Source organism: Stutzerimonas frequens (genome assembly GCF_024448335.1).
GTDB classification, from domain to species: domain Bacteria; phylum Pseudomonadota; class Gammaproteobacteria; order Pseudomonadales; family Pseudomonadaceae; genus Stutzerimonas; species Stutzerimonas frequens.
The window spans coordinates 181,711-201,307 of record NZ_JAMOHM010000004.1 but is presented as its reverse complement, the minus strand read 5'-3'; the positions used below and the strand labels follow the sequence as shown (position 1 = coordinate 201,307).

Here is a 19,597-nt window from a genome sequence, read left to right as displayed (position 1 = left end):
AGTCATGAAAGCCATTAGCAAAACCATCCTTTTTACTATGTTCGCTGCCGCCTCCTCTTTCGCAATGGCAGAACAAAATTCTGATCAAGTTATTCAGCGCCATAAAGAAGCCAAGCCAGTACTTAAGGCGCTACTTGAGGAAGGCAAAGTGCTAAGTGTAGGGCCTGCAGGTGCCACAGGTAAAAGTGGGGTTATGCAAAGGAGCAAGTATGATGGCCGTCCCCAAACGTTTGAGATAAAAATCAGAACGCCTGATGACGTGACCCATATCGTGGAATTCCGAGGACTGCCCTTCGGACTCAATAACGGTTAAGCAACGCAAAAAACCACACTCAAAGGATAGATAGATTTTTTCTCTTGCGCCGCCGGCAATTGCATACCGCAGCAACCTACAGATCTGGAGAGACATTCATGAACATCATGTCCATTACCCTTGCCACACTTTTCTTGGTCCCAGCCGCCTATGCTGCCGACAAGAAGCCCATGGATGGCATGCCTATGGATCATAAAGGCATGAACATGCAAATGGACCATAAATCAGCCGCACAGACCGCTACGGCTACTGGCACGATCAAGAAGGTGAATACCGAAAGCGGGACCGTCACCATTGCCCACGGCCCGGTCAAGGCCTTGGGCTGGCCCGCAATGACGATGGGATTCAAAGCAAAGCCTGACCAGCTCCAAAAGCTAAAAGAAGGCGATAAGGTCCAGTTCGATTTCTCCTCGCAGGGAATGGACTCCACGGTCACCCGCATCGAAAAACAGTAAGTGCAGAACCGCTCGCCGTATATGCGACGGGCATAGCTCGATTAAAAGAGAGAAATTACAGCTTTGTAACGTTGAGAACAGCTTCTTGTAAGTCTTGCACTTATAACATATCGGTATCAACTAACCAAAGGGTCAAAACCATGAACCGTATGAACAAAGTGATTTTCCCGCTTATTCTAACTGCTGCTTCATCTTTTGCGTTAGCTGAAGGCGGAAGCGAACGCACGCTGCATCGTTTGAATGATCCGGAAACCAAGTCCACTCTTAAGGAGTTGGTTAAAGAAGGTAAGGTGCTTAACATTGCACCTGCAGGGGCGAACGGCAAGACTGACATGATTCAAAACTATCGTACTAACGCCAAAGTCCAAACCTACGAGATGAGGGTAAAGACACCTGACGGGAAAATTCATACGGTAGAGTTTTTGAGCACCCCGATTGGCGTAAATAACGGCTAACCTGTCAAAGTTAATATCAAGGGTAGGCGACATGCGAGGAATGATGAAAGGATGTGGTGGATGAAGGAGACCGTCAAAGCCGGAAGCTCGCTAAAATGGTGAAGGTCCAGACCAGGTCTTGAATACGAACGATACTGCAACGACCATATCGAAGCAGGTAAGGCTCCTCCGGACGCCCTGCCTGCTTTTGTGCTTGGCCTAACCAGGACCGTACTGATGGAAAAAGTTTCACTGACGAGCAGAATGGCGGTGGCTTTCATGCTCGTGGTTACGGTTGTGCTGATGGTCGCCGCAATCAGCTTCTATTATTTCTGCCAGCTGCATTTCGAGCGCAAGGATGCGCAAGTGCTGAGTGAAAAAGCCGCTGCCGTAGAGCATATGCTACGTAGCAGTACGGCTTTCGGACAGGAGGCCACCTCAAAGATCGATGCGGTCATTGAGCACTCTTTCGGGTTTGCAACTGCGGTAGTGATAGACGGCAAAACGGTTTACTCACACCACAATTTTTCTGAGCGCTTGCTTCCTCTCGTCACGGATAATCAAGAGGAACGCTGGGCAGTAAATTTCGATGGGCACCGGTACAGTGGCATTACCAGAAAAGTAGATCAGTGGGTCGAAGGGCAAGACGCAGTCATCTATCTGGCTTTGGATGTAACGCATCGAGTCCACTTCTTCGAGATGATTCAGCAATGGTTTGCTTATACGCTCGTGATCAGTGCGCTTCTAAGTGGGGCACTAGGTGTTGTTCTGATCAAAAAGGGCTTGAAGCCCATTGGCGAACTATCCAAGACATCTTCAACCGTAACCGCCAACTGCTTAGATACGCGGATTCCGACCGAGTCAGTACCAGGCGAACTTCATGAACTCGTTGCTAACTTCAATGAAATGCTCTCGCGCTTGGATGATTCTTTCCTCCGGCTGTCAGGTTTCTCAGCGGACATCGCGCATGAGCTAAGAACGCCGCTGAACAGCATGCTTACCCAAATGGAGGTCGCGCTCTTGCGCGACCGCGAGAATACCGACTACAAGAACATTTTGTATTCCGCCCTCGAAGAACTTAGGCGCATGTCAAAGATGGTCGATGACATGCTGTTCCTAGCCAAGGCGGACAACGGAAAGATTACGCCCAGTGCCGAAGATGCCAGCATAGCTGAGATTGCCGCTAGCGTTATCGAATATTACGAGCTAGCAGCCGAGGAAAAAAATGTAAAAATCGCTCTTTCAGGCGATGGATCGGTGAATGGGGACAAATCAATGCTAAGACGGGCTATTTCAAACATAGTCTCTAACGCAGTTCGGTATGCGGAGGAACGCAGCACCATAAGCGTTGAAATAAGCGAGAGCGGCGCTTCGGTTTCCACGGCTATTTCCAACCGCGGCATAACTATTCCAGCCGAGCTTCAAACCCGGATATTCGACCGTTTCTACAGGGTCGACACCGCAAGGCGCGAAGGTACTACGTTGAACGCGGGCCTCGGCATGGCTATCACTCGTTCAATAGTAGAAGCGCACAAAGGGCGCATCGCTTGTGAATCAGCGGAGGGACGCACGACTTTTACAATGACGCTTCCAAGGCTTATGTCTAGTTAATGGCAGATGCCCACAACGACCCTGACCTACGCTTTAGAGAAATGCCTGGCTGAACCGAAAGAGGTCACGCCTTTCGAACCTGTATGTTTGATCCTGGAGGTTCCCGTGACAGCGTCCTCATCGAGAAAATGCGGTACGACGGCCGCAGCGCTCAACGAAGCGTGCTTCTGCGTGAGCCTGGATCAGGTTGCGCTCACAAATGCATTGTCCGAACAGCTTGGAAATCCCGAGTTGTCAGAGCTATTGAAGTCACGTTGCCCCCATGTATTTGCTGCTCGACCGGTATTTGTTTCGCCGTCGCGACTGCGTCAGGTGCGTGAGGTCATCCAAGCCATCGAGCGAACCGTGAGTTTGCCCGCTTGGCGCGAGCATGCTCTGGATTCCGCCCCCCCTATTGCGCAACACAACCCTCGTCGCGCGCGGGGCGTCTTCTTTGGCTACGATTTTCATCTGGATGAGGACAAGCTTGGGCTCATCGAAATAAACACAAATGCGGGCGGAGCGATGCTAAACGTATTGCTCGCCCGCGCGCAGCGCAGTTGTTGCAGCGGCGTAGTCGGACTATCGCCGGGGCAGGAATGGCCCGGAGGCTTCGAACAATCGATTCTGCATATGTTCGCCCAAGAATGGTCTGCGAGCGGCGAGCAACGTCCGCTCACGCGCGTGGTGATCTTGGATGAAAGCCCACAAGCCCAATACCTGTATCCGGAGTTCCTTCTTTTTCAGCGGTTATTCGAGTCAGCAGGAATCGACTGCCTAATCGCAGACCCAGCCGATCTGGCCTTTCACAACGAGTGCCTCTTGGTCGACGGAAAGCCTGTGGATCTCGTCTATAACCGACTCACCGATTTCTATCTGGAAGGTGACAATTGCAGCGCGCTGCGCAGCGCTTATTTGGCTGATGTCGTGACGGTAACGCCGCACCCTCAGGCCTATGCCCTTTATGCCGACAAACGCCGGTTGGTTGACCTAACCAACGGACGTTTTTTGGAAGAGATTGGCGTTGGTCAGCAAATCCGAGCCGTATTGGCCCAATACGTCCCGCTTACCGTGCCTGTCGGGCATGGTAACGCAGAGCACCTCTGGCAAAACCGCCGTAGCCTCTTCTTCAAGCCCGTCAGCGGGTTTGGTAGTCGCGGTGCATACCGAGGAGACAAGCTCACCAAGCGCGTTTGGGAAGAAATCGTTGGCGGAAACTACGTCGCCCAGTCCCTTGTAGCTCCTGGCGAGCGTAGAACCGTCGCCGACCCTCAGGTACGACCGATGAAGTTTGACCTGCGCGCGTACGCTTATGCTGGCGAGGTGCAGTGGAACGCTGCCAGGGTCTACCAAGGCCAGACGACCAACTTCAGAACAGAGGGGGGCGGTTTTGCTCCTGTGTTTACCTTAGGCGAGGAAGAGGAGCGAGCCGGTTCTACAGAGCAACCGTCGCACGCCTCGTTCACGTTCTTGCTCGACGAAACCAGCGCCGTAGAGGAACTGCCGCACCCGCTATATCTGGCGCTGGTTCGAGCCGAAATGGCTACTTCTAAGCTTGCCGGTAAGCGTTTCCGATTGGCGGACTGGTATGTCGCAATGGAGGATGGCCATCCTTCCAAAGTCATCCGAGAATGGTACGGCTGGGTTGCATTCGACGCAGATGGCGCTTACCACCCTGAAATTGGCCCACCGGAAAATCGCCAGCCGAATAGTGATGACAAGGTAAATTCAACCGCTCTACCGACACGGGAAGAACACGATCGAATTGAGGCACTGTTGTTTAAAAGCGGGTGAGAGCCTGTCTCGCACAGCCCAGATGTTCCTTACGGGGCGCAGAGCCAAATGAACATTGCGGATATCTAGGCTTTTCTGCTAGCAAGTCAGCTGGCTGAGCTTCTGCACATGCTGGGATATAACGGTCAATCCGGCGAAGCGGCTCTGGCAACGAGATATGAGCTTTGCCAGAGCAGCAAGTCGAGATTGTTACGCAGCCATGCGCTCGCATTCTTCAGCGCACTTCATGCACGCTTTGGCACACTCTTGGCAGTGATCCATCTGATGTTTCGCGCATTCCTCACCGCATGCGCGGCAGATCTTGGCGCAAAGGGCACAGAACTCCTTGGCGTACTCACTTTCACGGCTCATCAGTGTGGCGGCCAACCTACAAATGTCTGCGCAGTCACGGTCCAACTCGATGCAGCGAGCCATCATTTTTACGTCATCCTCACGCAGGCAAGCAGAGGCGCACGTTTCGCACACTAGGGCACAGTTCGAACAAGCTTGGATACAGGAAGCGAACATTGAGTTTGTCATTGCGTTCTCCAGGGTTCGATAGTGGTATGTCGTCGGTGCCTACTAGCCAAATACCTCATAAGCGTATTAGCAGGCACTGAATTACGACACGCTCCTACCGAGCCCGTTTCGACCAACTTCATTACAATGCTGTAAGGTGCGCAACGGTACCGAATATGATGTATGCGGTGACAGTTGGAGACGATGAGCCAAACTTCCGATGGCTTAGCCGGCTTCGCTAGTCTGTTCTAGATAACCGGTGGGGTATGGGGAGCTCCCGGTCGCCACGACTGGGAGCATCCAATGGGGAACGGCCGGAGCGAAAGCCCTTAACTATGAGAGTCACTAGACCTGCGGCCTAATGGTTGTGAAAAGCCCTCCGGTACCGTTGCGTCGAATTAGGATGGCCTAAGACCGACCCCCTTTGCTTGTGCCGAGGCGTCTTTCTAAGAGCCTGGTCAGAACCGCTTAGGTACAGACATACCGGATGTTAGTGGTCGTGTTGCTTCCCGTCTGCGTGTACATGGTTTTTTGAAGGAGATTTGCCTTCCGCATCGGCGTTGTCACCGCCATTGCCATTGCTGTGTTTAACCGCCTGGGGCTCCTCTGACGCATGATGGTCATCGCTTTCATTATTACCATGGTGACCAAAGTTTGATTGGCCGGCTGCATCACTTGAGCTGCTAGAGCCATGGTGATCCGAGTCGCCACTGTCGCCCTGATGGTGGTTGTCCAAGGCCACCTCACCATGTTGTTGACCGTGCCCAGCTGGGGTCTCCCCACCACCATGCTGGTGACCACCGCTAGACGCAACGAGTGCTCGATACGCTCCTTCATCTAACTCAGGAAGCTTCTGCAGAAAAGCCACCATTCCCCAGATGTACGGGTCAGCCATGCTTTTACCCCACGCAGGCATCCCAGTGGCCTTGATGCCATGCTTGATGACCCAAAATGTTTTTGCTGGGTCACCGTATAGCCCCGCTTCAGCCAGGCTGGGTGGTGCGGGATAAAGGCCATTGCTTAGCTCGGTCTCAGCCATGCCTGGCGCCAAATGACAACCCACACACATCGAGTCGTAGTTCCCCGCCCCGGCGCGGATTTGGTCTTCATCGTCGAGAGATGGCACGACTATGTCTTCGGAACGAACCTCAATCGAGCGATTGCGAGCAGTTTCCAGGAATGCGTGCACGACTCCCGTATGAGGATCATCCGCGGCAACGCTAATCAGTCCTGAGAAAACAACTCCGGCCACTACCAACAGGCCCAGAGCACAGAAGGCAGCGAAGCTAATAATTATTCTTTTCATCGAAGGTCCTTAAAACCAAAGCCTGACGCCAGCAACGAACCGCGCCTCATCTAGGTCTTCGCCCTCATCTCTCGCCATATCAGCGGTATTACCGTATGCCCGGCTCCACGTGACGCCGATGTACGGTGCGAACTCACGAACGATTTCGTATCGGAGGCGGAGCCCCACCTCTGTATTTGCTAGACCAGCGCCCACTCCGCGTGCAGGATCGTCCTTGCCATAGAAATTGAGCTCGGCAGTTGGTTGGAGGATGAGCCGGTTAGTTAGGAGAATGTCGTACTCGCCTTCAAAACGTGCTGCTGTCTGCCCACCTTCACCGACGAAGGCGGTGGCTTCCGCCTCAAACCCATACAGCGCCATCCCCTGGACGCCTAAAGCCGCCCACGTCTGCGGCGACTCGGGCTTAAAGTCCTGGCGAACACCTGCTACTACATCCCACCAGGGACTGATTGCACGCCCGTAAAGCGCCTGAATTTCCGCGTCTTCAGTAACGCCATTCGTTCGCTCACCTTCCGAGCGAAACCAGAACCGATTGATATCGCCACCAACCCAGGCAGTAGCTTCCCAACTGAGGGTGCTACCTTCATTTGCGTCCTGGTACTCAAGTTGATCTAGCAGAAGGAACCAGGCCAGATACTTGTCATGGACCGTATGACCTTGAAGACCAGGGAAAGCCGCTTCTCTATCCGCATCGGTCAATACTGGAATGAACGAGGGATGAACCATGCCGGGCATTTCGAGCGTATCGTCATGCTTCATTTGGCCATGGTTCATCTTGCTATGGTCCATCGCACCATGACCCATTGCAGAATGGTCCATTTGCCCACCGGAGCCATGATTCATTGCCGCGGGCTTGGCAGAAGATGCAGGGGCTTGAGCTGCCGGAATAGGAGGGGTTTGATGCATCGAGTGATCCATCATCTCGGCGGCGTTGGCTATCCGTCCAGCCGCTGCGCTCAACGAAACTCCGAGCGCAATAAGAGCAAAGCGAGAAGATCTAGTGGTCATGGTGCGAATCCACCTCAGTACCAGTAGCCTTCGGGTCATGATCCATCTTGCCATGGTCCATTTCACCATGGTCCATCGAGCCATGACCCATGTCGCCGTGGTCCATTTCTGAGTTAGAGGAGCCTTGTGTCTGAGATGCCGGCTTGTTGCCTGAATTTTGCGACGAAGCCGATGGTTGCTTGTGCTGATCATGCGTTTGCTCTGCAAACGCAGCTGATATATTCATTACGCCCAGCAGACTGAACATTAACGCGCTGCCGATAAGAGTTTTACGCTTCATAAAATTTCCCATATAAAGTTCCTCTTACTCGTCCACTCGGACTTCACGAAACATGCCCATTTCCATGTGAAGCAGTAGGTGACAGTGATAAGCCCAACGCCCGAGTGCATCGGCTGTCACGCGGTAGCTGCGCTTCGAACCTGGAGGCATGTCGATCGTGTGCTTGCGAACCATGAACTTTCCATTCTCATCCTCAAGATCGCTCCACATACCATGCAGATGAATCGGATGGGTCATCATGGTGTCGTTGACCAAAGTGATGCGTACCCGCTCGCCATATTTGAGCCGCAGGGGCTCCGAATCAGAGAACTCTATGCCGTCAAATGACCAGGAGAACTTCTCCATGTGGCCGGTGAGATGGAGTTCGATCGTCCGACTGGGCTCACGGCCGTCCGGATCGGGGAAAGTGCTTCTCAAGTCGCCATAGGTCAGGACTCGGCGGCCGTTGTCTCGTAAGCCAATACCGGGATCGTTCAGCCTATGAGTTGGGCTCATGGTCTGCATGTCCACCAGTGGGTTATTGGACTCTGAGGGCGGGTGCGATTGCATACCTGCGCTCATCCCAGCCATTCCAGAGTGGTCCATCCCGGACATCCCACCCATTTTGCTGTGATCCATGCCGGCCATTGCGCCCATGTCGCCCATCCCTTGCATGTCACCGTGGTTCATGCCGGACATGTTGCTATGGTCCATCGCGCCCATGTCGCCGCCATGGTCCATGCCCGCCATACCGCCCATGCTGCCGTGATCCATCCCCATGTCGTCCATGGTGATTAGTGGTCGAGGATCGGTTTCTGGAACAGGAGCGCTCAGCCCTTCGGCAACCGCTAGCGTGCCACGGGCGTATCCTGTGCGATCCATCGATTGGGCGAAGATCGTGTAAGCCTCCTCGGTCGCAGGCTCGACAATCACATCGTAGGTTTCTGCCACGGCAATGCGGAATTCGTCGACGCTAACTGGGTTGACGTATTGGCCATCGGCTGCGACTACAGTCATCTTCAGCCCTGGAATGCGGACATCGAAATAGCTCATGGCCGAGCCGTTGATGAACCGCAGACGAAGCTTCTCGCCGGGCTTAAAGATGCCGGTCCAGTTCCCGTCGGGTGCTTGGCCGTTCATTAGATAGGTATAGGTGTAGCCGCTTACGTCGGCGAGGTCGGTGGGACTCATTTTCATCTGAGCCCACATTTTCCGATTCGCAATCGTAGCGGCCCAGCCGTCTTCGCTCACGTCGTTAATGAAGTCTCCGACAGTGCGCTTGTGGAAGTTGTAATAATCGGACTGCTTCTTGAGCTTAGAAAGGATTCGAGCGGGATCCTCATCGGACCAATCAGTCAACATCACCACATAGTCGCGGTCATAGCTGAACGGTTCGGGATCCTTCGCATCGATGACCAAGGGACCATAGACACCAAGCTGCTCTTGTAGGCCTGAATGACTGTGGTACCAATAGGTACCGTTCTGTTTAACCTGAAACTTGTAGACATACATGCCATCGGGAGCGATGCCGTGGAAGCTCAATCCAGGCACGCCATCCATGTTGGCCGGCAGGATCATGCCGTGCCAGTGAATCGATGTATCTTCGCTCAACTTATTTCTGACTCGCAGCGTGACGGTATCCCCTTCACGCCAACGTAGAAGCGGCCCTGGGATGGTCCCATTGATAGTCATCGCTGTCCGGGCCGCGCCGGTGATATTGACCGGCGTCTCCCCAATCAGCAGATCGAACTCCGTGCCACTTAGTACGCTGGGCTGGCCTGGGCTAGTCACTGCCCAGACCGGAGCTCGCCACAAGCCAAGACCGCCAAGGATGCCTGCGGCAGTCAAGCCTTTAACAAAGGTTCGCCTAGAGGTTTTACGTTGCATGTGTAGGTTCCAATCAAACTAAGGAGCCAAGCCGAAACCAGCCGTAAGGTTGGTGTTGCCAGCGTTAATTGATCTTAGAAACTCGCGCACGGTCTGTCTTATCAAGCGACTCGCCTTTAATCGTAAATATGGCATGCCTAAGAAAGACGCGGGATTACATTTTTGTAAGCTTAAAGCGCTTCAGAAATCGCCCAAAAAATCGCCTGTGAGCATGTCAATCTCCAGGTGGAAGCTGCGCAATGGCTTTTGATTTCCGTGCAAGGATCCGGTTGCAACGATACTCATTGAAGTCAAAGATTGCTCAATGTACGGCTAATACCATCAGCCTCTAACCGCTGCCTTCACATTATTATATTCCGATCATCTTAATAGTTTAATTTAGGCTGCAGCTTTGATAATAATCGCTTAAAATAATGTGCGCTGTTAATACTGATATCGCCGGTTCTTCCAACGAATGTTACAACTACCAACACCGTGGCAACTACAACATCCGAGAAAGCTGCCACAGTTCCGAGAGGTGCATGGTCACAGTTGCGTAAGGTTTCGCTTCAGCAATTAGCGTGGGCGTGCTTCGCTGAAGTTGCTTTTGAGGCTACCTCCTGGGCTTGGTCCTTCTGGTCAGCCTGATAACTAGCGATCGCTATTTGGCGAGCCTGCTCCATACGAGCAAAGGTACGATCACCACCACCTTCTGCCATTGCATAGGAAGAGCTTGCTGCGATGGCGAGCAGTACAGAAACGGATCTGAAGAATTTCATTACTTGTTACCTCGTTCGAAGACATGGGAGACCCAGCGCAGCTCCATAAATAGAGGCTTTGGCTTTGGCTTGGTCTTGTGTCTAAGCTAACCGAGCGTTCCTGTCAGAACCCTGATTTAGACATTACGGTTTCGTCAGTAATGCATAAAGGCAGTGAGCCCAAGCGAAAGCGCAGGTAGCGTGCATGGTGCCTTTTCGTTCAGGCAAATAGGTCTTGTTTCCAGCGGGCAAAAAAAGGGCGCCATCTAGGCGCCGATAGGCCAAAGGAGCATGGAAAAGGCCAAAAAGCAGAGTGTGGGAGCAACTGCTGATGTAGACGTTAACGCTACAAGCTGTCAGACAGATGATGCGAGCATTACGTTTCTGTAAGGTACTGGCTGCACGCCCTGACAATCGGCACACTGCTCCAAATGCCGGAGGGAATACTTTCATGAAGCTTCTTGTTGCTGAAGACGAGCCGAAAACAGGCACCTACCTACAGCAGGGCTTTCAGAGGCAGGCTTCACAGTCGATAGAGTTGAAAACGGGACCGATGCTGCTCAGCACGCGCTTCATACCACATACGACTTGCTCATCTTAGACGTGATGATGCCTGGCCTGGATGGGTGGCAGGTTTTACAGAAAGTCCGCGCTGCTGGTAATGAGGTTCCCGTGCTCTTTCTCACCGCCCGAGACGGGGTTCAGGATCGAGTAAAGGGATTGGAGTTGGGCGCTGATGATTATCTCATCAAGCCGTTTGCCTTCTCCGAATTGCTAGCCAGGATCCGTACGTTGCTTCGCCGCGGCAATAATGTCCCCAACCAAACAATACTCAAACTCCTCGACCTTGAGGTCGATCTGCTCAGGCGTCGAGTTACGCGATCGGGGAAACGAATAGACCTAACTGCAAAGGAATTCGCACTTCTTGAGCTATTACTTCGGCGTCGCGGGGAAGTGCTCTCAAAGTCCCTTATCGCCTCCCAAGTATGGGACATGAATTTCGACAGCGATACCAATGTGATTGAGGTGGCGGTACGACGGCTGAGAGCAAAAATCGATGATGAGTTCGAACCTAAGCTCATACAAACCGCGCGTGGGATGGGCTATTTGATCGACGCGCCAGACCCCTAGAGCGAAATGCTCGGCATTTCACGCGATGGGCCAAGCTACCGGTACCGATGCGGTTAAGGCGAGCCACCGAGCAAGGAGCGGTGCCGAACCTCAGTTCTCCGAGCTGGATTTCTTCAGCTGTGGCACGAAGAAGATGGGTCTCTGCGGGGGAGCTATCAGAATATCACTGGATTTGATGCTAGTGCCCTTGCGACGCCTGGTCTTGCCATCCTTACCGACCGCCAGCAAATCACCGGTCGCAACAGCGATATCGAGCGCCTGCTTTACGCGAAACTCGTCAGCCATGGTGTAGTTGGTCAATCCGCTCATCAGGCCCAAAAAAGGTTGCCGTTCTACCTCGTAGACCTGTTTGGGCAAGAGCTCTGAAAGTTCTCCTCGGACGCGGTCATCGGTGGCATCGTCGAAGTGATGCTCATCCAACAGCAAATCGTGTTGGCCTGTCACGGCGATATCCCGATTGGCGTCGTAGCCGAAAAAGCTGGAAGGCGACAGCATATGGGAAAAGTTGTTGCCGTATTTCCAGTGGATCTTCTTCATCACATCGTTGGCGCGGTAGTTGTTCGCCAGATGGATAAACCAATAGGCCATCGGGTTGCTGCCAGCAGGGCGGATGAAGAACACGGTCATGTACTGGGCACCGCTTTCCTGTTTGATCCCTTCAGACAGATGGCGTTGGATCAGGTACTGCCAATTGCGAGGCTGATGTGCCTTCAGCTCTTTCAGCATGCCATGCGCTTTTGTTGGTGCAATCTATAAGCGTGCGTCGGTTGCCGGGCATTAGTAAATGAAAGGCTACCGAGACAGTAAAGATTTGAAGTGGGCAGTCTTCAAGCTAATCAGGCGATCTACAATAAAGCCAACGTCTAACCGAGTCACATTGAAGTCAATTTAGTCGATTAAACGTCTTTATATATAGCGCGCCTCGGTTGCATGCGGCTTTTGATTGGGAATGCAATGGCGGGACATTAGCGCGTGCACGCTTACCGTGGTGCATTGAAACTCAAAATATCCAGTTGCTCGGTCAGCCAGCGATGCGCCTGATATGTACTCTGAAATTTACGAGCTAGGATGCGTACACCTTTATCTACGCTACAGTCACGGAGCGTGAGGCCATGACCTTCTTCGTCGATTTCGTAGGTCTTTGCTTTCATATCGCCGAGCTGCATCGCCAGCAGCCTAACGTCATCGAGTGAATGGATGGGGGCTATGCTGTGCTTGCGCACGTAGGAGCGTACCTTCTCAGAAAGCTCATTGAAGTCATCTGCATTAATGCGGTGGACTATATCATCTGAATCTGGGATTTTCTCCGGATAGTCATCATCAAGTGATACGCAGTGTTCCACACCGTGAATGCTTGCTACTAGGTATTGACCGCCGACTTCGTCGCGCTCGCGGTTAAGAATTAGGATAGACATGATTTTTCCTCAGGTTGTTGTTCTGTTCATAATTCTAAGTTGCTCTGCTTAAAAAAGGCAATAGGCTAACTGTATTTTTATGCAGTCTCTGGTTAACGCCCCGGAGGCCGTTCGGCTGGCTATCTAGTAGAGTGTTCGACCCAAAACTCATAATTTAAAAGTGGCACAAGCAGTATGCCGTGGGCAGTGGTGTCTCGGTAAGCGATCGCGCCAGTCCGTCGCCGACCCAGGCTGTGAGCGCAATTTAAAATTACTCTACTTGGTTCTCGCATTTTAAAATGTGAATCGGCTGAAAGAGTGGAAGCACCTGCTGATACCCGACGCTATCCAGTCGGTCTATGTGCTGCTCCCGGCGGGTTGTCTTGATGGGTCAGGTAACATGGTGCGTTCTTGGCCAACGAACCAAAGTCCGGAATGCGATATAGAAAGGATAGAATTTTTGCACCTTTGCAATGTTTGGCTTTTGGGGTTATATAAAAAATAATGCTCTGGTTGTTGTTTTTTTGTTTTCGTATTTGCAATAATTGATTGTGTGGCATGTGTCACGCAAATAATAATTAGAAGAATAATATGAATGCAGAGACTCAAAGCGCCTATATTAGTTTGGCCAGTAATTTTTATGCGACTCGGATGCAGGGCGTTGAGCTTGATGAGCTCAATATTATTGGTGCTTTACTACGGGCGGCCCCTGATTACCGCCCGGATTATTATCGGCGCCTACGTAACGCTTTGGCGTTTGATCAAAAGCATCGAGGAAATTTCTGGGCTGCCCAAGAAATCAATCGTACGCTCAATCCGGTCACTGTGTTAAATCTGCCGCGAAAGAAAAAGCAGCGACGTCCGCAGAAGCTTTCTACCGCTGATTTCGAAGCGTGGCTACGGTGTCTGGCTGAACGAGATATGCCTGTCGAAGCGGGAGCTTTAATGGTGATATCTCTTACCGGAGCGCGACCATGCGAGCTTAACGGAATTTCTATCGATGGCCGGCGCATCCATATATCCGGTGCAAAGCTTAGCCACAACGGTTTACGCGGCGCTAGCCGAACGCTTGAGGCTGATGGAGACGTCTGCAATATCTTGAGAAACGCTCTCGCTGCTTTTAAATGTCAGCCGCGCAGTATGGATTCAATACGCGTTGCGCTTCACCAAGTCGCTACTGAGCTATTCGGTAGGAGGAAGGTGCCGAGTATGTACACACTTCGTCACCAGTTCGGCTCAAATCTGAAAGCCTCAGGCATGTCCGCAATAGAAATGGCATACGTCATGGGGCACCAGGCTACCGATTCGATTAGCCGCTATGGCGATAAAAGATTTGGACGTGCAGAAGCGGTTAAGGTTAAGCCTGCAAGCGATGCTGACTTTTCAAAGGTGAGAGATACAGTGCCTGCTCGAATGCGTGCGGACGCCGTGGCTCTTAATGATCAGCGAGACTTGGATCGTAGGACTGAGGTCGCTGACGGCTGAGGTGATGTGGTCATTTCAGCGGACAATCATGAATTCCTTAGGCTATAGAGCGTTTGTATCTAGCTCTGGTTTTGATAGCGGTTTCCACCTTTACGTCGTCAACGCTCAGGTATCTGTTCGTTTTGTCGAACCATTGCATCGCCCTTTGTGATTGGCGTATAAACACACAAACACCTATTAGCGGAGAACGCTATGAATACCATTCGCTGGAATGTCGCCGTCTCGGCCGACACCGACCAGTCGCTTCGGATGTTTCTGGCCAGCCAGGGCGGCGGCCGTAAGGGCGACCTGTCGCGCTTCATCGAAGAAGCGGTACGGGCACACATCCTGGAGCTGAGCGCTGAGCAGGCCAAGGCCGCTAACGCCCATCTGAGTGAGGCAGAATTGACCAACGCGGTTGACGAAGCGCTCGACTGGGCACGTAAGCGCTGATGCGGGTCGTGTTGGATACCAACATCCTGTTCAGCGCCCTGATCTCGCCACATGGCGCGCCCGATGCGATCTACCGTGCCTGGCGGGCGGCGCGTTTCGAGGTGGTGACCTCGCGGATGCAACTCGATGAAATTCGTCGAGCCAGCCGCTATCCCAAGCTTCAGGCCATCCTACAGCCCGCCAAGGTGGGCGCCATGATCAATAACCTGCAACGGGCTGTGGTACTGGAGCGCCTGACCATCGAGGTCGAAGCCGATGATCCGGATGACTCGTTTTTGCTGGCCATGGCCTTGGCGGGCGATGCGGACTACCTGGTAACCGGTGATCGCCGCGCCGGCCTGCTGCAACGCGGGCACATCGAACGCACGCGGATCGTCACGCCCGCCGTGTTCTGCGTCGAGGTGCTGTGATCAATGCCGGTCGGTTTTCTGACTCAAGAGCAACGCGACGGTTTTGGCCGCTATGTTGATTCGCCCAGCCGTGAAGAGCTGGAACGTTACTTCCACCTGAGCGATGAAGACCGTGAAGCCATCCAGGTGCTGCGGGGTAACCATAACCGTCTGGGTTATGCCGTTCTGCTGACCACCGTCCGCTTCGTTGGCGTTCTGCCGGACAAGCCCGCCGCCGTGCCGGTGGAAGTCCTGCAGGTGCTTTGCCGACAACTGGCGATTCCAGACCCCGACTGCCTCCAGCGCTATAGCGATCATCGCCGCTGGATACATGCCACCGATATTCAGAACCGCTTTGGCTATCGTCATTTCACCGATCCGGGCATCGGCTTTCGCTTGAGCCGCTGGCTGTATGCCCTCTGCTGGACGGGCACCGACCGGCCGGGAGTGCTGTTTGAGCGAGCCACCTCGTGGCTGTTCACACAGAAAGTCCTCCTGCCTGGTGTGTCTCAACTAGAGCGCTTTATCGCCCAGTTGCGCAGTCGGGTCGAAGAACGCCTCTGGTTTACGCTGGGCCGCAGCGTGACTGAGGAACAGCGATTGCAACTGCAAGACTTGCTGACGGTGGCCGAAGGCAACCGCAGCTCCCGGCTGGATCAATTGCGCTCCGGCCCGGTCATGGTCAGTGGCCCCGCGTTGATTCGGGCACTGCGCCGGCTCGATGACGTGCGCGGCATCGGCATCACCTTGCCGGCGGCGGCGCACATCCCTCCCAGCCGTATCGCCGCCCTGGCCCGCTTCGCCAACACGGCCAAGGTCACCGCGATTAATCGGCTGCCGGCGTCGCGGCGGATGGCGACACTGGTGGCCTTCGCACTCTGCCTGGAGGCGACTGCGCACGACGACGCACTGGAAGTCCTGGAGGCCTTGCTGCGCGACCTGTTCAGCAACGCGGAGAAGGCCGACAAGAAAGCCCGCATGCGCAGCCTGAAAGACCTGGATCGGTCGGCCGCGACGCTCGCCGCCGCGTGCAAGGTCGTGCTGGACAGCTCGATCAGCGATGACAACGTGCGCGCCCGGCTGTTCAACGACCTGCCGAGGACCACCCTGGAAAAGGCCCTGGAAGAGGTCAACGCGCTGATCCGCCCGGTAGATGACGTCTATTTTCTTGCATTGGAAGCGCGCTACCGCAGCGTGCGCCGCTTCCTGCCCGACCTGCTCAAGCACATCCGCTTCGGCTTCAGCCCGGCCGGCAAGGGCGTGGCGGCTAGTCTGGAGTGGCTGCAACTGAACCTGCCGCGCCGGAAGCCAGAGGATGACGCGCCGCAGGAGATCGTGGCCAAGGCTTGGCAGAAGCACATCACCCGCGAAGATGGCTCCCTCGACATGGGTGCCTATGTGTTCTGCACGCTCGATGCGCTGCGCACGGCCCTGCGCCGCCGCGATGTCTTCGTCTCGCCCAGTTGGCGCTATGCCGACCCGCGCCTTGGCCTGCTCGACGGTGCCGAATGGCTGGCGGCGCGACCGATCATCTGCCGGTCACTGGGCCTGACCATCGACGCCAAAACCACCCTGGACGCCTTGTCCGTCGAGCTGGATGCAACCTGGCTGGCAGTAGCCGCGCGCCTGCCCGACAACCCGGCGATTCAACTGAGCGAGAACACCGAGGGCAAGACCGAACTGTCGCTCGGGGCGCTGGACAAGCTGGACGAGCCCTGCTCGTTGCTGCAACTGCGGGCGGCCGTGTCTGACCTGATGCCGCGTGTCGATCTGCCGGAAATCCTCTTGGAAATCGCCGCCCGCACTGGCTTTTCCGAGGCCTTCACCCATGTCTCCGAACGCAATGCACGCGCCGACAACCTGGTCACCAGCCTCTGCGCGGTGCTGTTGGGCGGGGCCTGCAACACCGGCCTGGAGCCCTTGATCCGCACCGACAACCCGGCGCTGCGCCGTGACCGGCTGTCCTGGGTCAGCCAGAATTATATCCGCGACGACACCCTGTCAGCGGCTAACGCCATCCTGGTCGGAGCGCAAAGCCAACTGGAACTGGCCCAAGTCTGGGGTGGCGGCGAGGTCGCCTCCGCCGATGGCATGCGCTTCGTCGTACCGGTGCGCACCGTGCATGCCGGCCCCAATCCGAAGTATTTCGGCACCGGCCGGGGTGTCACCTGGTACAACCTGATTTCCGACCAATTCTCCGGCCTCAACGCCATCACCGTGCCCGGCACGCTGCGCGACAGCCTGGTGTTGCTGGCGGTCGTGCTGGAACAGCAGACCGAGTTGCAGCCGACGCAAATCATGACCGACACCGGGGCCTACAGCGATGTGGTGTTCGGGCTCTTCCGCCTACTTGGCTACCACTTCAGTCCGCGGCTGGCCGATGTCGGCGGTACCCGCTTCTGGCGCACGCGCCCGGACGCGGACTACGGCAAGCTCAACGGGCTGGCCCGCCAGTCGGTCAAACTCGACCTGATCGCCGAGCACTGGGACGACCTGCTGCGCCTGGCCGGCTCGCTCAAACTCGGCCGGGTGCCGGCGACTGGCATCATGCGCACGCTGCAAACGGGAGATAGACCCACCCGGCTGGCCCAGGCGCTGGCCGAATTCGGGCGGATCGAAAAGACTCTGCACACGTTGACCTATATCGACGACGAGTCCAAGCGCCGCGCCACCCTGACCCAGTTGAACCGAGGCGAAGGCCGGCACAGCCTGGCCCGCGCCGTGTTCCACGGCAAACGCGGCGAGCTCCGCCAGCGCTACCGCGAAGGCCAGGAAGACCAGCTCGGTGCTCTGGGCCTGGTGGTGAACATCATCGTGCTGTGGAACACCCTCTACATGACGGCGGCCGTGGAACGGCTCAAGCAGCACGGCTATCCAGTGCTGGAAGAGGATTTGGCCCGGCTATCGCCGCTGATCTACGAGCACATCAACATGCTCGGGCGGTATTCCTTTGCGGTACCGGAAGAAGTTGCGCGCGGCGAGCTGCGGCCACTGCGTAATCCAGACGACGACCTGTGATCCCCCTAAACGCTATGAGCAACACCCAAGCTGCTGCTGGATCGGCGGGCACTTCACCGAGCCGAACGAACAGAAAACGCAGCAATCCCCTGGGTTGGGGCGCAGCAGCGCCTTGCAGTTGCTGCACTCGTAATAGAACTGGCAGGCGTCCGTGGGCATGGTTTCCGGCTTGGCGAAGCCGCAGCGCGGGCAAGTCAGCACGGACTCAAGGACAATGGCGCTCATCGTGACCTCACTTCTGCACTGTGGAGGGGTATCCCGCGTTCGCGGTCGCCTCAGTCAGTGCCTCGGGCTGGGCCTTATCGGGATCGTAGGTGACGGTCGCCGTCTTCTGGTCGAAATTGACCTGGACGTCACTCACGCCGGACACCTTCTCCAGCGACTTCTTGACCGTGATCGGACAGAGTCCGCACGTCATGTTCTGCACGTCGAGCGTGACGGTTTTCGGGGGAGCCGCCAGCGCCACGAAGGGCAAGGCGAAAAGCACGGCGATCAGCAGTTTGCGCATGGTTAATCTCCTTCAGTAGAACAGCGGGGCGAGCCACGGCACGGCCAATAGGCCGAGCAGCAGCACGCTGACGATCCAGAACACGAGTCGCTGTCGCACGAGCGTGCGCGGATCGGCGCAGGGTGTACCTGGCGTACAAACCTGTGGCACCAGGTAGAGCTTGCGGAATGCCAATCCCAGGAACAGTAGAGTCAACCCGATGAAGAGGGGGCGTAGTGGCTCCATCATGGTCAGAGCGCCCACCCACGTACCGCCGACACCGAGTGCCAACAGCACCAGTGGCCCGACACAGCACACCGACGCACCGATGGCGGTCAGCGAACTCGCGACCAGCGAGCCTTTCCCGGTGAGTTGCATCCCCATTCCCATCTCCTGAGCCTGATTGCCTAGGTGCTATTCTAAACTCCGTACCAAAGTACGGAATCAAGGAGAAAGTGATGGCCACAGAGCTGACCATTGGCAAGCTGGCAGACGCCGCCGGGGTGAACGTCGAGACGATCCGCTACTACCAGCGACGCGGGCTGCTGGATGAACCAGCCAAACCCTTGGGTGGCCATCGGCGCTATCCGGTGGACATGGTGAAGCGACTGCGTTTCATCAAGCGGGCTCAGGCGCTGGGTTTCACGCTCTCGGAAGTCGGTGGACTGCTGACGCTGGATGAGTCGTGCGCCTGTGCCGAAACGCGAGCACGGGCTGCACGCAAGCTCGCGTTGATCGAGCAGAAGATGGCCGACTTGGTCGTCATGCAGCAACTGTTAGGCGAACTGGTGCAGCAATGTGATGCGGGAGACGGCGGAACGATCTGCCCGATCATCGAGGCACTGATCAGAGAGTAATGCCTGGCGGGTGAGCTGGAGATCGGAAAGCCCCTTTACGGTGGGATTCAGAGCTTACGTTGGTTTTTGGTTCCATTGCTCCCCAAACCCCTACATGAACCGTTTCCAGATCGCACCCGAAGA

Annotated in this window: 20 protein-coding genes and 2 pseudogenes; 11 read left to right on the top strand and 11 right to left on the bottom strand. The window is 55.2% G+C overall.

Going from position 1 to position 19,597, the window contains the following annotated elements; all coding sequences use genetic code 11:
• Positions 1-4 precede the first annotated feature (4 nt).
• The 5 genes from NAO55_RS07825 to NAO55_RS07805 all read left to right on the top strand — a co-directional run bounded on the left by NAO55_RS07825 (position 5) and on the right by NAO55_RS07805 (position 4,586).
• Positions 5-313, top strand: coding sequence for a hypothetical protein (locus tag NAO55_RS07825; RefSeq protein WP_017245527.1), 309 nt, complete (start codon positions 5-7; stop codon positions 311-313).
• A gap of 98 nt (positions 314-411) precedes the next feature.
• Entirely contained in the window at positions 412-768 is a 357-nt protein-coding gene (locus NAO55_RS07820) for a copper-binding protein (RefSeq protein WP_017245526.1), read from the top strand.
• A 140-nt stretch (positions 769-908) separates the two neighbouring features.
• Entirely contained in the window at positions 909-1,223 is a 315-nt protein-coding gene (locus tag NAO55_RS07815; protein WP_041016062.1) for a co-regulatory protein PtrA N-terminal domain-containing protein, read from the top strand.
• Between the two features lie 216 nt (positions 1,224-1,439).
• Positions 1,440-2,813, top strand: coding sequence for a heavy metal sensor histidine kinase (locus NAO55_RS07810; RefSeq protein WP_019407034.1), 1,374 nt, complete (start codon positions 1,440-1,442; stop codon positions 2,811-2,813).
• Positions 2,814-2,819: 6 nt separating this feature from the next.
• Entirely contained in the window at positions 2,820-4,586 is a 1,767-nt protein-coding gene (locus NAO55_RS07805; protein WP_230357661.1) for a hypothetical protein, read from the top strand.
• 189 nt (positions 4,587-4,775) lie between these two features.
• Here the strand turns inward: NAO55_RS07805 and NAO55_RS07800 are convergent, their stop codons facing one another.
• The 6 genes from NAO55_RS07800 to NAO55_RS07775 all read right to left on the bottom strand — a co-directional run bounded on the left by NAO55_RS07800 (position 4,776) and on the right by NAO55_RS07775 (position 10,302).
• A complete protein-coding gene (locus NAO55_RS07800) occupies positions 4,776-5,105 on the bottom strand; it encodes a four-helix bundle copper-binding protein (RefSeq protein ID WP_017245518.1) in 330 nt (109 codons plus the stop codon).
• Between the two features lie 469 nt (positions 5,106-5,574).
• Positions 5,575-6,390 carry a c-type cytochrome gene (locus tag NAO55_RS07795; RefSeq protein WP_019407033.1) on the bottom strand — a complete coding sequence of 272 codons (816 nt, stop codon included), beginning with the start codon at positions 6,388-6,390 and terminating at the stop codon, positions 5,575-5,577.
• Positions 6,391-6,399: 9 nt separating this feature from the next.
• Entirely contained in the window at positions 6,400-7,398 is a 999-nt protein-coding gene (locus NAO55_RS07790) for a copper resistance protein B (RefSeq protein ID WP_037002812.1), read from the bottom strand.
• The gene (locus tag NAO55_RS07785) at positions 7,388-7,690 is read right to left on the bottom strand and encodes a hypothetical protein (RefSeq protein WP_014822233.1); all 303 of its coding nucleotides are present in this window, start codon (positions 7,688-7,690) and stop codon (positions 7,388-7,390) included. The genes NAO55_RS07790 and NAO55_RS07785 overlap by 11 nt, the downstream gene beginning before the upstream one ends.
• A 12-nt stretch (positions 7,691-7,702) precedes the next feature.
• Positions 7,703-9,544, bottom strand: a complete 1,842-nt coding sequence (locus NAO55_RS07780) for a copper resistance system multicopper oxidase (protein WP_019407031.1) — start codon at positions 9,542-9,544, stop codon at positions 7,703-7,705.
• Positions 9,545-10,092: 548 nt separating this feature from the next.
• The gene (locus tag NAO55_RS07775; RefSeq protein WP_015275566.1) at positions 10,093-10,302 is read right to left on the bottom strand and encodes a co-regulatory protein PtrA N-terminal domain-containing protein; all 210 of its coding nucleotides are present in this window, start codon (positions 10,300-10,302) and stop codon (positions 10,093-10,095) included.
• Positions 10,303-10,732: 430 nt separating this feature from the next.
• Between NAO55_RS07775 and NAO55_RS07770 the strand changes: the two are divergent.
• Positions 10,733-11,412 (top strand): annotated as a pseudogene (locus tag NAO55_RS07770) (heavy metal response regulator transcription factor).
• A 90-nt stretch (positions 11,413-11,502) separates the two neighbouring features.
• Here the strand turns inward: NAO55_RS07770 and tcmP are convergent.
• Both tcmP and NAO55_RS07760 read right to left on the bottom strand, forming a co-directional pair.
• A pseudogene (tcmP, locus tag NAO55_RS07765) lies at positions 11,503-12,135 on the bottom strand (three-Cys-motif partner protein TcmP); the annotation flags it as partial.
• A 257-nt stretch (positions 12,136-12,392) separates the two neighbouring features.
• On the bottom strand, positions 12,393-12,827 hold the full coding sequence (locus NAO55_RS07760; RefSeq protein WP_102838576.1) for a hypothetical protein: 435 nt from the start codon (positions 12,825-12,827) through the stop codon (positions 12,393-12,395).
• 570 nt (positions 12,828-13,397) lie between these two features.
• On the opposite strand from NAO55_RS07760, the gene NAO55_RS07755 reads away from it, so the two are divergent.
• From NAO55_RS07755 to NAO55_RS07740, 4 genes are all read left to right on the top strand, one after another.
• A complete protein-coding gene (locus tag NAO55_RS07755; protein WP_003291594.1) occupies positions 13,398-14,291 on the top strand; it encodes a site-specific integrase in 894 nt (297 codons plus the stop codon).
• A gap of 192 nt (positions 14,292-14,483) precedes the next feature.
• Positions 14,484-14,723 carry a ribbon-helix-helix domain-containing protein gene (locus NAO55_RS07750; protein ID WP_003089107.1) on the top strand — a complete coding sequence of 80 codons (240 nt, stop codon included), beginning with the start codon at positions 14,484-14,486 and terminating at the stop codon, positions 14,721-14,723.
• Positions 14,723-15,133, top strand: coding sequence for a putative toxin-antitoxin system toxin component, PIN family (locus NAO55_RS07745; protein ID WP_003150546.1), 411 nt, complete (start codon positions 14,723-14,725; stop codon positions 15,131-15,133). The genes NAO55_RS07750 and NAO55_RS07745 overlap by 1 nt, the downstream gene beginning before the upstream one ends.
• 3 nt (positions 15,134-15,136) lie before the next feature.
• Positions 15,137-18,130 carry a Tn3 family transposase gene (locus NAO55_RS07740; RefSeq protein WP_003299771.1) on the top strand — a complete coding sequence of 998 codons (2,994 nt, stop codon included), beginning with the start codon at positions 15,137-15,139 and terminating at the stop codon, positions 18,128-18,130.
• Positions 18,131-18,142: 12 nt separating this feature from the next.
• On the opposite strand, the gene NAO55_RS07735 is transcribed toward NAO55_RS07740, so the two are convergent.
• The 3 genes from NAO55_RS07735 to NAO55_RS07725 are packed head-to-tail and all read right to left on the bottom strand — an operon-like array spanning position 18,143 to position 19,001.
• Positions 18,143-18,355: a GDCCVxC domain-containing (seleno)protein gene (locus NAO55_RS07735; protein ID WP_003089113.1), complete on the bottom strand. Its 213-nt coding sequence runs from the start codon at positions 18,353-18,355 to the stop codon at positions 18,143-18,145.
• A gap of 7 nt (positions 18,356-18,362) precedes the next feature.
• Positions 18,363-18,638: a mercury resistance system periplasmic binding protein MerP gene (gene merP / locus NAO55_RS07730; RefSeq protein WP_003150552.1), complete on the bottom strand. Its 276-nt coding sequence runs from the start codon at positions 18,636-18,638 to the stop codon at positions 18,363-18,365.
• Between the two features lie 12 nt (positions 18,639-18,650).
• Positions 18,651-19,001 (bottom strand): mercuric transporter MerT family protein, encoded by a 351-nt coding sequence (locus tag NAO55_RS07725; RefSeq protein WP_003089115.1) that lies wholly within the window; start codon positions 18,999-19,001, stop codon positions 18,651-18,653.
• 74 nt (positions 19,002-19,075) lie between these two features.
• Between NAO55_RS07725 and merR the strand changes: the two genes are divergently transcribed.
• Positions 19,076-19,474, top strand: a complete 399-nt coding sequence (merR, locus tag NAO55_RS07720) for a mercury resistance transcriptional regulator MerR (RefSeq protein ID WP_003089120.1) — start codon at positions 19,076-19,078, stop codon at positions 19,472-19,474.
• Positions 19,475-19,597 lie beyond the last annotated feature (123 nt).

What these genes read in the sequence shown, in the direction of transcription:
- NAO55_RS07825 (WP_017245527.1), top strand. Translation starts at nt 5, where the DNA reads ATGAAAGCCATTAGCAAAACCATCCTTTTTACTATGTTCGCTGCCGCC.
- NAO55_RS07820 (WP_017245526.1), top strand. Translation starts at nt 412, where the DNA reads ATGAACATCATGTCCATTACCCTTGCCACACTTTTCTTGGTCCCAGCC.
- NAO55_RS07815 (WP_041016062.1), top strand. Translation starts at nt 909, where the DNA reads ATGAACCGTATGAACAAAGTGATTTTCCCGCTTATTCTAACTGCTGCT.
- NAO55_RS07810 (WP_019407034.1), top strand. Translation starts at nt 1,440, where the DNA reads ATGGAAAAAGTTTCACTGACGAGCAGAATGGCGGTGGCTTTCATGCTC.
- NAO55_RS07805 (WP_230357661.1), top strand. Translation starts at nt 2,820, where the DNA reads ATGCCCACAACGACCCTGACCTACGCTTTAGAGAAATGCCTGGCTGAA.
- NAO55_RS07800 (WP_017245518.1), bottom strand. Translation starts at nt 5,105, where the DNA reads ATGACAAACTCAATGTTCGCTTCCTGTATCCAAGCTTGTTCGAACTGT.
- NAO55_RS07795 (WP_019407033.1), bottom strand. Translation starts at nt 6,390, where the DNA reads ATGAAAAGAATAATTATTAGCTTCGCTGCCTTCTGTGCTCTGGGCCTG.
- NAO55_RS07790 (WP_037002812.1), bottom strand. Translation starts at nt 7,398, where the DNA reads ATGACCACTAGATCTTCTCGCTTTGCTCTTATTGCGCTCGGAGTTTCG.
- NAO55_RS07785 (WP_014822233.1), bottom strand. Translation starts at nt 7,690, where the DNA reads ATGGGAAATTTTATGAAGCGTAAAACTCTTATCGGCAGCGCGTTAATG.
- NAO55_RS07780 (WP_019407031.1), bottom strand. Translation starts at nt 9,544, where the DNA reads ATGCAACGTAAAACCTCTAGGCGAACCTTTGTTAAAGGCTTGACTGCC.
- NAO55_RS07775 (WP_015275566.1), bottom strand. Translation starts at nt 10,302, where the DNA reads ATGAAATTCTTCAGATCCGTTTCTGTACTGCTCGCCATCGCAGCAAGC.
- NAO55_RS07760 (WP_102838576.1), bottom strand. Translation starts at nt 12,827, where the DNA reads ATGTCTATCCTAATTCTTAACCGCGAGCGCGACGAAGTCGGCGGTCAA.
- NAO55_RS07755 (WP_003291594.1), top strand. Translation starts at nt 13,398, where the DNA reads ATGAATGCAGAGACTCAAAGCGCCTATATTAGTTTGGCCAGTAATTTT.
- NAO55_RS07750 (WP_003089107.1), top strand. Translation starts at nt 14,484, where the DNA reads ATGAATACCATTCGCTGGAATGTCGCCGTCTCGGCCGACACCGACCAG.
- NAO55_RS07745 (WP_003150546.1), top strand. Translation starts at nt 14,723, where the DNA reads ATGCGGGTCGTGTTGGATACCAACATCCTGTTCAGCGCCCTGATCTCG.
- NAO55_RS07740 (WP_003299771.1), top strand. Translation starts at nt 15,137, where the DNA reads ATGCCGGTCGGTTTTCTGACTCAAGAGCAACGCGACGGTTTTGGCCGC.
- NAO55_RS07735 (WP_003089113.1), bottom strand. Translation starts at nt 18,355, where the DNA reads ATGAGCGCCATTGTCCTTGAGTCCGTGCTGACTTGCCCGCGCTGCGGC.
- merP (WP_003150552.1), bottom strand. Translation starts at nt 18,638, where the DNA reads ATGCGCAAACTGCTGATCGCCGTGCTTTTCGCCTTGCCCTTCGTGGCG.
- NAO55_RS07725 (WP_003089115.1), bottom strand. Translation starts at nt 19,001, where the DNA reads ATGGGGATGCAACTCACCGGGAAAGGCTCGCTGGTCGCGAGTTCGCTG.
- merR (WP_003089120.1), top strand. Translation starts at nt 19,076, where the DNA reads ATGGCCACAGAGCTGACCATTGGCAAGCTGGCAGACGCCGCCGGGGTG.